Source organism: Vagococcus fessus (genome assembly GCF_003987565.1).
Lineage (GTDB): Bacteria > Bacillota > Bacilli > Lactobacillales > Vagococcaceae > Vagococcus_D > Vagococcus_D fessus.
This window is the reverse complement of the sequence record NZ_NGJY01000001.1, coordinates 184,007-196,844: the sequence shown is the minus strand read 5'-3', so window position 1 is coordinate 196,844 and position 12,838 is coordinate 184,007. Positions and strand designations below refer to the sequence as shown.

Genomic DNA, 12,838 nt, shown 5'->3' with positions numbered 1-12,838 from the left:
TTAATCATCCTTCCTGTTGTCAATCACACGTGTCGCTTTTCCTTCAAAACGTTCTAGTGTCTGTTCTTTTAAAACCTTAACAGGCAGTGATAAACCTATTTCTGTTTTAAAAAGAGAATTTAAATCCTTTTCCAGTTTAACAACGTCTCTTTCATTAATCAATCGACTCTCTACTTTAATACTAAGCTCATCCATATGATTAACTGTTCTAAGTTCAAGTTGATAATGTGGCAAACAATTCGTATTAGAAAGAAGTAATGCTTCTATTTGAGAGGGATAAAGATTCACACCCTTTACAATCAACATGTCATCTACTCGGCCTGTTGGTTTTGCCATTCGTTTGAATGTACGACCACAGCTACATTTTTCTGGAATTAACCGTGTAATATCACCTGTACGGTAACGCAATAGTGGAAAAGCCTCTTTCGACAAGGTAGTAATAACTAATTCTCCCTCTTGACCATCTGGTAAACGACATCCTGTTAGCGGATCAATTATCTCTGCGATAAAATGATCTTCATTAATGTGCAATCCCTCTTTTTCTTGACACCCATACGCCACTCCTGGCCCCATAATTTCAGATAAACCATAAATATCAAAGGCTTGTATCCCCAAGGTCGTCTCTAATTCTTCTCGTATTTCATTACTCCACGGTTCTGCTCCAAATAAGCCAACTTTTAGCTTTAAATCAGCCGATGTTAGGCCTTGTTCTTTGAGTGCATCCGATAAATACAACGCATACGACGGCGTGCAACAAATAACACTTGTTTCTAAATCCTTCATAAATGTTAATTGTTTGAGAGTATTACCTGCTGATGCAGGAATAACAGTTGCCCCGACTTTTTCCGCACCGCCGTGAATTCCTAAACCACCAGTGAACATACCGTAACCAAATGAAATTTGCATCTTATCTTCTGATGTGACACCAATCGCCGTTAATGACCGCGCTACTAAAGTTGACCACACATCTAAATCATTTTTAGTATACGCCACGAATGTCTGATTTCCTGTTGTACCAGAAGAGCCATGCAATCTCACAACCTTTTTCATATCTGTGGCTAGCATTCCTAATGGGTAATTATCTCGTAAGTCTTGCTTGGTCGTAAAAGGTAGTGTCTCTAATTTAGATAAGTTACAGTCACTGGCTTCTATTTGTTGCAGATTTTCTTTATAAAAGGGGACTGATTTTTTCAACTCACTTACCAAACATTTTAACTTTGCTTCCTGTGTTAACTCAATTGACTCCTCTGATGCAACTTCTGTATAATCCCAAATATTTTTCATACTATTAACCTCTTTCAATAATGTAATTTTTTTTTGATTTCTTCTTTTAATTCGTTAGGTTTCAGCCTTATTAAAATAATAAGCATCACACCCATAAAACAATTTGATAACATGTTGGGCCAAATGACCCGTGCTGAGTCTGAAAATAACATCAGAACGGAAAAAACATTGGTCGCAAACAGTGTCAATATATACCCAAATTCACTGGTCCAAAAACTGCCTCGATAAAAGGCAATACTACCGATTAAGATTACACTTATAATTCGTAAAAACGGAATGACGTAATTTAAAGACCATCCAGAAAAACCTGTAACCCAATCGATTGTTGTCACAAAAAAACTCAGAAAAATATAATGAGTTACTAAGGACCTACCGAACTTCCCTTTCCAAAAATCTCTCATATAAACGGTGAGAAATTTCCCAGCATATAGATAGGCTGCTATCACCACAAATGACCATAATACAGGCTTTATAACCCACGTTAGAAGATTGAGTAAGAGACAGATGCCGCCTAAAATGACGCCCATTTTCAAAATCAAACGTTCTGTTTTTTTTACATCTTTAGTCGTAAGTGGCTTTTTAGGATAATAAATCGGATTTTTTACGACGCCTTCACTTGATATTAATTTTTTTGAGCAAAAAGGACAGTGCTCATTTTTTGTCACTATTACTAGTGCACAACTTTCACATTTTTTCATATACACCTCAACTAGACAGACTGGTCTATTATTTAGTTTTATAATAAAAGAGACTCAGATTTCACAGTCATCTTTCGTCTCACAGATTAATCTATTTTATGCGACATTACGATTTCTTTTTTATCCATATCATAAGATACTGATAAGTATGGTTTAAATATAAACCCTATTAGCATCAAGCTTGCTCCTATGCCCAACACGATTAATTTTTTAGTCATGGTAACTCACCTCGCCTCTTTTTTTAGGTCTAATTTTATTTAATAAAAATTTGTAAACAGACAGTGATACTTGTTTTGAAAATGTGATAAAGTACGGTGTTAAAATCCAAGCTAAGGCAATTAGAACTAAGCCACTTCCTAGGTTAAATAAGCCTGTAGGCACATGATGAAAGAGTGTATATGCACTCATCAAAACAAGTACACCGCCTATTCCCCAACACAAAACAACAATCAGATTTAGTAAAAATAAGCCTATTCCTAATATAATTAACGCACTTAAGACAATCAGAATCCCTGCTAAAATTAATGGTAGCCCCACTGGAGCGGACAATAATAACGTAATCGGTAGTAACCACTTCACACGACGAGTTGATTCTTTATTTTCCAGTTGATCTTCCTGATAATCAATAATCGCATTGTAACTTACCTCTTTGGGTGTTCCTAACTTTTCTTCAATCTCACCATAGTCTGAAAGCTCTGCTTCTAAAATATATTCTTCAAAATATAAAAAAGCATTTTCCGCTTCTTCAGTCGGTAAGACTTTGTTTAAATTAAGTTTTAATTCTGATAAATACTCCATCTTATTTTTCATATTATTCTCCTATTAACTCATTAAATTTAGTATAAAACTCTGTCCACTCATCTGTTAACTCCTTCAACCGTTTGATTCCTTTGGCTGTTTTAGAATAATATTTTCTATTTCGACCTTGGAATTCTTGGTTATAGGTTTCAACAAAATCATTCTTTTCAAGTTTTCGTAGAACAGGGTATAGTGTTGATTCCGAAATATCAATGACTTCTTGTACTTTTTGTGTAATGAGGTAACCATACAAATCTTCTTTTTCTAGCAAACTTAATACACTTAACTCTAATATCTGTGAACTGCTAAGTAATTTCAACTCTATCACCTTTTCTTTTTATAATACTATACAACGTATAATATGCTACTTAAAATAATATGTCAAGTTTTTTTTAAATTTAATGTTCAAAAAAAGACCCTCATCAGGTCTTTTACGGACTATACTCTCTTCACTACGCTCTATAATTTTTTTGTCTCTTGCCTTTTTAATAATAATTCCGTGAAACCTATTGCTAACGCTACTGCAACACCATTAACAAGCACTACTCCTCCATAACTACCTACTTGAGGAAACCTGATTCCTACAACTTGATAAAGACAATTAATGCCAGTAATGATAACTAGACTAAAACTTTGTGCCACATCCCAAGAATACCGTGACGATTTTGCTCGTTTACTGCTATAACCAATCTTATAGCGGTACTTCTCTTTTCGAAAAATAAAACTACTAACCACACACACTAAAGACACTCCTGTAGACACCATCAATGGTACACTCACAACGTTCACACCTTTCATTAAATAAAAATTGAAACTCCGACACAACTAGCGTATAATCCTAAGTGAAAAGAGAATGACAGTCAACTTGCACTTATCACTCTCTATGTAAAGCCATTTAAGATGGTGACAACATTATCTGATTAAAAATAACCAACTAACTCGTCAAAGTTTAGGGTTGGTTATTTTTTTTCGTCATTTTTTAGCAAGTCGACCACTAACCTGATTAAAGATATAGTAAACATCCCTATAGCTAAAATTAGCTTAACCGTCTCTAATGCTGACAAAAGGCCTCTCCTTTCATAGTATTTAGCCCTTATTTTCATAAGCACCACCTCCTATTTATAGATAGCCACCACCATAACTTCTTTACTCGGCTATTATACTGCTACCATATGCATAAAAAAAGCGAACAACCGTTGATATAACGGTGTTCGCTTTACTTTTTTTTGGACAATTCTATAAATATTTAGCATTAGTTTCTATTATATTTTTATACCACTCAAATGAATCTTTTTTATAACGCTTCATACTCCCATTTCCTTCATTATCTCTGTCTACATAAATCATACCATAACGTTTTTTCATCTCACCTGTCGTAAATGAAACTAGATCGATAATTCCCCATGGTGTATACCCCATCAACTCTATGCCATCTCTCTCAATCGCTGTTTTGAATGACTTGATATGTTTTTCTAGATAATCTATTCTATTTTGATCGTGGATTGAATTATCACTCTCAAGGACGTCAACCGCACCAAACCCATTCTCTACAATAAATAATGGTAATTCATAGCGATCATATAATCTATTTAATCCATATCTCAGGCCCTCTGGGTCAATAGCCCATCCCCAGTCACTACTTTCAATATAAGGATTTTCGACACCATTAGGTAAGCCTCCATTAACTACATCACCTAAGCCATCATTTTCAACACCTGACTTAACCACTGTAGACATATAATAACTTAAACCAATATAATCGACAGTACCTTTTTTTAGAATTTCTAAATCTTCTTCACGAATATCAAGTTGATATCCTTCTCTTTCAAACTCTTTTAATGCATAGTTAGGATATTTCCCTCTTGCATGCACATCTGAGAAGAAATATCTTTGATGCATCGCTTCTTCCGCAGCCATTATATCTTTTGGATTACATGAGTATGGATAAATAGGAACATGTGAAATCATACATCCAATTTGAAATTCTGGATTGATTTTTTTACCAATTATTACGGCTTTAGCACTCGCAACTAATTCATTATGTCCCACTTGATACATTACTTCTTTGGCATTCTCATCTTCCCCAACAATTACACCTGAATTTGTCCATAAGAAAATAGGATTATTTGTATCCATTTGATTATTAATTTCATTGAATGTCATCCAATACTTAACTTTATCCTTATATCGTGTGAAACAAACTTCTGAAAAATTAGCAAAAAAATCGATTACTTTTCTATTTCTAAAACCACCGTATTCTCTAGCTAAATGTAATGGCATTTCAAAATGTGAAAGCGTAATTATTGGCTCTATGTCATTTTTTAATAGTTCATCGAAAACATCATCATAAAATTTTAAACCTTCCTCATTTGGTTCCTTTTCATCTCCCTTAGGAAAAATTCGTGTCCATGCAATAGATGTTCGCAAACATTTTAATCCCATTTCAGCAAATAAAGAAATATCTTCTTTATAATTTTCGTAAAAATTAATAGCTTCATGATTAGGATAAAATTTATCTTCCTCTATTGTTTCTGTTATTTCTCTCGGTACGCCATGAGCCCCCGCAGTCATCACATCAATTACACTAGGACCTTTGCCACCAGCATTCCAACCACCTTCAAATTGATGAGCAGCTAAAGCGCCACCCCATAGAAATTCTTTATCCATTTTATAATCCTCCTAATTAAACCAAATTAAGTGCAGCTGCTTCTTCACCTAATTTTATCTTACCGTCTTCTTTTATTTTAAAACTACTAACAGACTCACTATTAGTTACAATAACTGGTGTTACTAAAGATAGTCCTGCATCTTCAATAGCTTCTCTATCAAATTCAATTAAAAGATCTCCTCTTTTAACCTGAGCATTTTCTTCAACATGATATTTGAAAGGTTTACCTTCTAACTTAACAGTATCTAATCCAACATGGATTAATACTTCAACACCGTTATCTGATAGTAATCCAATTGCATGTCCTGAAGGCATTTCCATTGTTACCACACCGTCAAAAGGTGCAAATACTTTATTTCCACTTGGAATAATTCCAAAACCATTTCCCATAGCCCCTGAAGCAAAGATCTCATCTGGAACTGTGTTTAATGAGACTAATTCGCCTGACATCGGTGAAATTAACACTTCATTTTTATCTATGACATTATTTGAAAAAGTCGCATTTTCAGAAACTACTACTGTTTCTCCAAACCCAAATAATTGAACTAGAAGAATTGGACCTACAATTGCTATAGCGCAACCTATCATAATACCAATAAATGACATCGGATTTTCACTGCTAATTCCGTTTACAGTTGTTAATAAACTTGGTAAGCCCGCATACGCATAATAATATGGGTTAAAGAAACTTGCTACCATAGCCCCTATAGCACCTGAAATACATCCATATATAAATGGTTTTTTATATTTTAAAGTAACACCATAAATAGCAGGTTCTGTAATCCCAAAGATACCTGTTATAAAAGCTGATAACGATACTCCTTTTAATTCTTTATCCTTCGCTTTTAAAAATACCGCTAAAGTAGCCCCAACTTGAGCAACAACTGCAATAGTTTGGAAAGCCTGGAAAGAATCTTTTCCGTATAAATCATAATTAGCTAAGTTAACAGGCGTAATTCCCCAATGAACACCAAAAATGACAATAACTTGCCAGAACCCACCAATAACTGCTCCTGCAAGTGGTGGTGCTACCTCAACAAGAAAATTATAGCCATCCGCAATCATAGTTGCGCCTGCTGCTGAAAGTGGTCCAATTAATAACATAGTAAGAGGAACCATAATTACTAAACAAATTAATGGTGTGAATAATTGCGTAACAACTTCCGGTAAATGTTTTTTTACAAAACGTTCTAAATAAGATAATACCCATACCATTAGTAAAGGTGGTAAAACTGAAGACGTATATGTTGTTTCACTCAGTGGTAACCCTAAAAAATTCATAGACTCTCCACCAGCAATTTTAGCTGCCATTTCAGCCCAACTAGGTGAAACAAGTGCCGCACTACAGGCTACAGCAATATATGTGTTAGTTTTAAAATGTTTTGATGCTGTTAAAGCTATAAATATTGGTAAAAAGGTAAATGGTGCCCAAGAAATCATACTTAATACCTGATAAGTATCCGTATTAGCAAAAGCTGGAAATCCAAGATTTATTAAAATTAAAGACCCTTGTAAAATTCCAGCTGCAGCCAAAATATAGATAAATGGTGCAAATACTGCAGACATTGTAGCAATAATTCTATTCATGACACTTTCTTTAGGTACGTCTACTGAATCAAGTCCCTCCACTCCGCCAGTAAGTTGGTTAAACTTTTCGTAGACTTCTCCAACTCGATTACCAATTACAATTTGAAACTGTCCGCCGTTCTCTACAACTGTAATAACTCCTATTAAAGCTGCTATCTTCTCCTTAGCATCTTTTGGAGTCTCTTTTAACACCAATCTTAACCTTGTCGCGCATCGGGTAGCGCTTACGATATTATCTTTACCTAAAATATCAAGAATATCGTTTGCTAATTTTTGATAATCTTTTACCTTACTCATTAATACCCCTCCTTTTTATAGTACATTCACATTTTAATTGTGCATTCACAGTTTGTCAATGTGTTTTTGTTTTTTAGCTATACAAATAAATTAAAACTAGGTAGAATGAATATAATACAGATTTAGAAAAGTAGGGATAAAATGTTAAAATATCAACAAATTGCACAACTCATCGAACAAAAAATAATAGAAGACAATATGGGCCAAGGTGAAAAGTTACCTAGTCTAGGCCATCTGATTGATTATTATCAAGTGAGTAAAAGTACTATAGTTAAAGCATTATCTATACTTGAGAACCGTGGCGTTATCTATCAAATACAGGGTAGCGGGATTTTTGCACGAAAAAGAAAGAAAAAAGGCTATATTAATATGTTAGAAAATCAAGGTTTTACCTCTGATTTAGAAAATTTCAATCTTTCTTCAAAAGTGGTTTTTGTTAAAATTATAAAACCTACTGAAGAATTAATTAACAATTTAAATTGTTCTAATGATGATGATATTTATCATATAAAAAGAATTCGTTATATCAATGGACAAATATTATGCATAGAAGAATCTTTTTATTTAAAAAATATTGTTAACTATCTTAATGAAGATATTGTTGAACACTCCATCTTTCACTATGTGAAAGATATTCTAAAATTAAATATCGGTTTTTCAGATAAACATTTTCACGTTGAAAAATTATCTGAAGAGTCCGCCCAATTATTAGAATTGAAAAAAGGAGATCCTTCTCTACATATTGAGGAACTTTTTTATCTTACTTCGGGCCAAGCTTTTGATTTTTCTAAAACGATTTATCACTATGAACACTCTCAATTCTTTCTTCAAAGCTCAAATTTCTAATCATCAATAGTGCTTAATAAAAAGAAGGACAACTAGTTTAATAACAAGTTGTCCTTCTTTTTATTTTTTTACCCAATACACGCCGCCCTCAAATCCTCCACGTTCGGCTTTCTTGTCTTGTTTTTTTAGAGACTACTGTTTCTTTATCAAATCCCTCATATGTCACTAAGGCCTCTAATACTTCATAGATATCAGCTAGTTCTTCCAGTTTATTGTCTCGGTTTGGTGCTTCGATATATTCTAAAACTTCTTCTTGTAATTTATCTGTTAAGGCCGCTTGTAATTCTTTACCCGTTAGCTGAGTGAATTCAGCATCTGGAAAGGTCTTGGTAATCGGTTCTTGAAGTAAATCTCTAATTAATTTTCCTGGCATCATTAACTTCCTCCTTCAATTTATAACATTTTTGATTTCTCGCGTTGAGAAATATTCCACTGAATTTTAGCCAAGGTTACACCAAAGAAAATCAGTAAAATTGGGAATAATAGGGCAAAGACTAAACGCATTCCCGCAAATGGAAGTTCAAATAAAAAGGCTTTGGTAAAGGCACTACCTGTTTTTTCCCATAGTCCCGGAGTTAGGAAAAACTGCGACGGATTTGTAATCGCCGATAAACTCCCTTTTTCAAATAAAACATAATAAATGACTAAAATCGGTAACATAGACATCGCATACCCTTTTCTTAAGCGTTTATCTCGTTCTAATTTTGAATCATCATCTGAATAGAGTTCCATTTGATTCGACTTACTCCCAATATAGTAATGGGTGCCACTATCTTTTTTGCCTGCCAAATGCTTCCATCCTGCATCTTCCATAAATTGAAGATAGTCTGAATACGGCGCTGTTTTTTCAAATTTTCTGTAATCAACACGAATAACCTTATCACGGTCAACTGCTTCAACTTCTCTAAATTTATAACGACCCATAGCTGTTATACCCGTAAAGCGCCAGCCATTCTCCAATTGTTTGTTTAACCACGCTTCTTCTTTATCTAATGATACAAATATCTTCCACTTTTTCTTCTCTCTCATTATGTTCTCCTCCAATACCTATCGATTCAGTTTTTCCCAGACACGTACACAATGACTTAAACGTGCGACTTCTTCTTCCAATACTTCATTACCGTAAGCTGTTGTTTGATACATCTTACGTCGTTCATTTTCCGATGACACTTGGACAATCATCTCTGACTTTAATAAATTTTCAATCGCACCGTACATCGTTCCTGCCGCAATCCTGACGTCACCTTCGCTTAATTCTTCGATTTCCTTAATAGCTAAATAGCCATAGGTCGGCTTTTTAAAGACTAATAGAAGATAATAGACTGTCTCGGTTAACGGTAATCTTGAATTTCTCATTTTTTCACCTCTTATATAGTCAAACTGTATAGTTAAACTATATAGCGTGACTGTATAAAAAGCAAGTCTTTTTTATTAAATGAGCAAATCGCAACCGCTCTGTTCTTACGCAACCACTAAATATTGTGCTACGATGAAGAAAACTCTAGGAGGAGTAGTCATGGATTTATCAGAAAAACTCGTTGCCTTACGAAAAAAGAAGGCCTCTCTCAAGAAGCCCTCGCTCAAAAACTCAATGTCACTCGTCAATCTATTTCAAAATGGGAACGCGGCGAAGCAAAACCTGACAGCGCCCATCTCATTCACTTAACCCAAATTTTCCAAACCTCTCTTGAGGATAGCGTTGAAACAATACCAACTCATTTCCGGTTGAGACGTTATTCTATCCCTATCCTAATCGTTCTCACTTTTATTGCGAGTTTTTATTTACATATCGTAATGACCGTCAGTTGCTTTTGGCTCCTAATTGCTATGGGCTACTTTTTATACCGGTTACTCTCTCTAATTTAATACAAAAAAAAGAGGCCTAAGCCTCTTTTTTATTATCCAAACCACCCTGTTGTAAGGGGTAATAACCCAAGGAATAGTACCAATTCAATGACTGAAATAATAAATCCAATTAGCCATAATTGTTTCTGTGGCGTATAACCTAGTGAGAAATAAAGTCCAGATGTCCCTGTTCCGTAATGCGTCATACCTGGTGTAATCGCAAGTAACGTTGTTAAGGTTAGGACTGCAAGTAAACTTGGTACGCCGAAGCTTAACATAATCGTTAAGAATGGTAAAAATAACACTTGCAAATGAACCACTGTACTCGTAAAGAAGTAATGTAAATACACATATAATAACGATACGATAAGATAAACACTTACCCATGAGACACTCATTGGTAAGTTCTGTGCTAACTGAACCACACGGTCAATCACACCTTCTTTGGTCATAATTGACGTTAAAAGTAATAAAGGAGACATCCATATTAAAATATCCCAAGCATTCTTTTCCTTTAAGATATCATCATACGCAATCACATTTGTCACTAATAAAATTGATGTAGCAATCATACACACCACTGTGGCGTTCACACCAAACTGCTTTCCGAATGACCATAGGAAAATCATCAAGGCAAAGGTTGCGATTAAAATCATCTCTGATTGTTTTAATTTCCCCATCTCAGCTAGTTTAACTGACGCATCATGTTTTATTTTAGCTGTATCAAAATCTACAGGTTTAATCAGTCGTTTTAAGATATATGGGATTAGTAATAAGGCTAAGACACTAGGGATAGCCATAATCATTAACCATTTTCCCCAACTTAGATCAATATCTACTAAATCTTTTGCCATTGAAAGCGCCATTGGATTCGTCGCCATCGCTGTTAAAAATAACGTACTTGTCAGTAAATTTCCGTGGTAACTTACCATACTAAAATAGGACCCTGCTCGTCTGCGTTCTTCTTTATTCTCAATTTCTAAAGACTCAATCACAGATGTCGTAATCGGATAACCGACACCTGCTCCCCTTGCATTACTACTTGGGATAAAGGGTGCGACAACAAGATCACATAAGATAAGTCCATACCCCACTGACTGGACCGAGTTTCCAGTTAAACGAATTAAACTATAAGAAATTCGCTTACCTAAACCAGTATTACGAAAGCCAATGGCAATGAAAAAGGCAAAAATAACTAGCCAAATACTTTCCGAACCAAAGACTGCAAATAACGCTTTACTGTCTGGCGTTAGCTTAAACAACCCTATTAGCGTTAAAACGATTAAGGATTGAACACCAATAGGCGCCAAGCCTAATAAACTACTTATGATAAAACAAGCGAATATGACTGATGCACGCCACCCTACAGTGCTCAATCCAAACGGGGCACTTTTCAGCAAGAAGCCGATCAGAAATTCTACTAAAAGTAATGCTAAAAATTTATTTTGTTTTGTTAATGCCATGTTACCCTTTCCTTTCAATCATCATTAAACTACACGTACTATGACTAATCACACGTTCTCTATCGTCTGTTATCGTCACTTCCCAGACTTGAACCGTCTTCCCTATCGATACAGGCTCCGCCTCTACCGTTAATCTTCCTTTTGCTACAGACTTAACATGTCTCGAATGGATGTCCATCCCTACAGGAATACGACCTTCCTCTGCATTCTCAAGAGCGCCTAAACTTGCTGCTGTTTCAGCAAGTACCGCAGAGACACCACCATGCATAATACCAAAAGGCTGACAATGTTCTTCTCTTACTTCCATTGATAACACTACTTTTTCTTTCGTGACTGTCTCTTGGACAATCCCTAATAAGTTTATAATATCCATTTTATCCCTCCTAACTCTCTTGAATCGTCTCTTTTCCCTTAGTAAGTAAATCACATATAACAAGTCCATTCAACAATATTAGCTTAATTTGAGCCAGTTTCAATGTTTTTTTCTGAAAATAATGTATAATGTTCCTAGATATACGAGAAAGGAATGATCCAATATGACTTGGTCAACTATTAAAGAATACAACGAAATTTTATTTGAGCGTCAAGGTGCGATTGCTAAAATCTCAATCAACCGTCCTCAAGTTCATAATGCCTTTACACCACTTACAGTTTCAGAAATGATTGAAGCTTTTACTATCTCTCGCGATGATGCTTCAATTGGTGTTATCATCCTTACAGGTGAAGGCGATAAAGCTTTCTGTTCAGGCGGAGACCAAAGTGTCCGTGGGAATGGTGGTTACATCGACGAAAACAGCATCCCTCGTTTAAATGTTTTAGACTTACAACGCTTAATCCGTGTGATTCCAAAACCAGTTATTGCAATGGTTAAAGGATGGTCTATCGGTGGCGGTAACGTCTTACAATTAGTCTGTGACTTAACAATTGCGGCTGATAATGCTGTATTTGGTCAAACTGGCCCTAACGTAGGTAGTTTTGATGCTGGATACGGTTCTGGCTACTTAGCACGTGTCGTTGGACATAAGAAAGCTAAAGAAGTTTGGTTCACATGTAAACAATACCCTGCTGAAGAAGCCTTACAAATGGGTTGGATTAATACGGTTGTTCCTTTAGATAAAGTCGAAGAAGAAACAATCAGCTGGGCTAAAGAAATTCTTAAGAAGAGCCCTACTGCTATCCGCTTCATCAAAGCAGCTATGAACGCTGATACAGATGGACTTGCTGGCTTACAACAATTCGCTGGTGATGCCACAATGCTTTACTACACAACTGAAGAAGGCAAAGAAGGTAAAAACTCATTCTTAGAGAAGAGAGAACCTAACTTTGACCAATTCCCTAAATTCCCATAAAAA

The 12,838-nt window shown here is 35.2% G+C and carries 18 protein-coding genes; 4 read left to right on the top strand and 14 right to left on the bottom strand.

What is annotated here, in order from left to right:
* The 9 genes from CBF31_RS00985 to CBF31_RS00950 all read right to left on the bottom strand — a co-directional run bounded on the left by CBF31_RS00985 (position 1) and on the right by CBF31_RS00950 (position 7,332).
* Positions 1 to 1,284, bottom strand: a complete 1,284-nt coding sequence (locus tag CBF31_RS00985; RefSeq protein ID WP_126830067.1) for a phenylacetate--CoA ligase family protein — start codon at positions 1,282 to 1,284, stop codon at positions 1 to 3.
* Positions 1,285 to 1,298: 14 nt separating this feature from the next.
* Positions 1,299 to 1,982, bottom strand: coding sequence for a DUF6320 domain-containing protein (locus tag CBF31_RS00980; RefSeq protein ID WP_126830065.1), 684 nt, complete (start codon positions 1,980 to 1,982; stop codon positions 1,299 to 1,301).
* An 86-nt stretch (positions 1,983 to 2,068) separates the two neighbouring features.
* A complete protein-coding gene (locus tag CBF31_RS11245; protein ID WP_281272801.1) occupies positions 2,069 to 2,200 on the bottom strand; it encodes a hypothetical protein in 132 nt (43 codons plus the stop codon).
* A complete protein-coding gene (locus CBF31_RS00975; RefSeq protein WP_126830063.1) occupies positions 2,193 to 2,792 on the bottom strand; it encodes a DUF1700 domain-containing protein in 600 nt (199 codons plus the stop codon). The genes CBF31_RS11245 and CBF31_RS00975 overlap by 8 nt, the downstream gene beginning before the upstream one ends.
* Position 2,793: 1 nt before the next feature.
* The gene (locus CBF31_RS00970; protein ID WP_126830061.1) at positions 2,794 to 3,099 is read right to left on the bottom strand and encodes a PadR family transcriptional regulator; all 306 of its coding nucleotides are present in this window, start codon (positions 3,097 to 3,099) and stop codon (positions 2,794 to 2,796) included.
* A gap of 140 nt (positions 3,100 to 3,239) precedes the next feature.
* A complete protein-coding gene (locus CBF31_RS00965; RefSeq protein ID WP_126830059.1) occupies positions 3,240 to 3,560 on the bottom strand; it encodes a hypothetical protein in 321 nt (106 codons plus the stop codon).
* Positions 3,561 to 3,739: 179 nt separating this feature from the next.
* Positions 3,740 to 3,883, bottom strand: coding sequence for a putative holin-like toxin (locus tag CBF31_RS00960; protein WP_126830058.1), 144 nt, complete (start codon positions 3,881 to 3,883; stop codon positions 3,740 to 3,742).
* A 133-nt stretch (positions 3,884 to 4,016) separates the two neighbouring features.
* Entirely contained in the window at positions 4,017 to 5,447 is a 1,431-nt protein-coding gene (locus tag CBF31_RS00955) for a 6-phospho-beta-glucosidase (protein WP_126830055.1), read from the bottom strand.
* A gap of 16 nt (positions 5,448 to 5,463) precedes the next feature.
* On the bottom strand, positions 5,464 to 7,332 hold the full coding sequence (locus CBF31_RS00950) for a beta-glucoside-specific PTS transporter subunit IIABC (protein WP_126830053.1): 1,869 nt from the start codon (positions 7,330 to 7,332) through the stop codon (positions 5,464 to 5,466).
* A gap of 141 nt (positions 7,333 to 7,473) precedes the next feature.
* On the opposite strand from CBF31_RS00950, the gene CBF31_RS00945 reads away from it, so the two are divergent.
* Entirely contained in the window at positions 7,474 to 8,178 is a 705-nt protein-coding gene (locus CBF31_RS00945) for a GntR family transcriptional regulator (RefSeq protein ID WP_126830051.1), read from the top strand.
* Positions 8,179 to 8,266: 88 nt separating this feature from the next.
* Here CBF31_RS00945 and CBF31_RS00940 read toward each other — a convergent pair whose 3' ends face one another.
* From CBF31_RS00940 to CBF31_RS00930, 3 genes are read right to left on the bottom strand one after another with little or no spacing between them, the layout of a single operon-like run.
* Complete coding sequence (locus CBF31_RS00940) at positions 8,267 to 8,554, bottom strand: nucleoside triphosphate pyrophosphohydrolase (RefSeq protein ID WP_126830048.1); 288 nt, start codon at positions 8,552 to 8,554, stop codon at positions 8,267 to 8,269.
* Between the two features lie 17 nt (positions 8,555 to 8,571).
* Complete coding sequence (locus CBF31_RS00935) at positions 8,572 to 9,207, bottom strand: DUF2812 domain-containing protein (protein ID WP_126830046.1); 636 nt, start codon at positions 9,205 to 9,207, stop codon at positions 8,572 to 8,574.
* Positions 9,208 to 9,225: 18 nt separating this feature from the next.
* Complete coding sequence (locus CBF31_RS00930) at positions 9,226 to 9,534, bottom strand: PadR family transcriptional regulator (protein ID WP_126830044.1); 309 nt, start codon at positions 9,532 to 9,534, stop codon at positions 9,226 to 9,228.
* A gap of 160 nt (positions 9,535 to 9,694) precedes the next feature.
* Here CBF31_RS00930 and CBF31_RS11170 point away from each other — a divergent pair, with 160 nt between their 5' ends.
* The gene (locus CBF31_RS11170; protein ID WP_245977924.1) at positions 9,695 to 9,844 is read left to right on the top strand and encodes a hypothetical protein; all 150 of its coding nucleotides are present in this window, start codon (positions 9,695 to 9,697) and stop codon (positions 9,842 to 9,844) included.
* Positions 9,787 to 10,044 (top strand): hypothetical protein, encoded by a 258-nt coding sequence (locus tag CBF31_RS00925; protein ID WP_245977915.1) that lies wholly within the window; start codon positions 9,787 to 9,789, stop codon positions 10,042 to 10,044. Before CBF31_RS11170 ends, CBF31_RS00925 begins: the two co-directional genes overlap by 58 nt.
* Before the next feature lie 32 nt (positions 10,045 to 10,076).
* On the opposite strand, the gene CBF31_RS00920 is transcribed toward CBF31_RS00925, so the two are convergent.
* Entirely contained in the window at positions 10,077 to 11,486 is a 1,410-nt protein-coding gene (locus CBF31_RS00920; protein WP_126830042.1) for a DASS family sodium-coupled anion symporter, read from the bottom strand.
* 1 nt (position 11,487) lies between these two features.
* Positions 11,488 to 11,859: a PaaI family thioesterase gene (locus CBF31_RS00915; protein WP_126830040.1), complete on the bottom strand. Its 372-nt coding sequence runs from the start codon at positions 11,857 to 11,859 to the stop codon at positions 11,488 to 11,490.
* Positions 11,860 to 12,022: 163 nt separating this feature from the next.
* Here CBF31_RS00915 and menB point away from each other — a divergent pair, with 163 nt between their 5' ends.
* Positions 12,023 to 12,835: a 1,4-dihydroxy-2-naphthoyl-CoA synthase gene (menB, locus tag CBF31_RS00910; RefSeq protein ID WP_126830038.1), complete on the top strand. Its 813-nt coding sequence runs from the start codon at positions 12,023 to 12,025 to the stop codon at positions 12,833 to 12,835.
* The last annotated feature ends 3 nt before the right edge of the window (positions 12,836 to 12,838 follow it).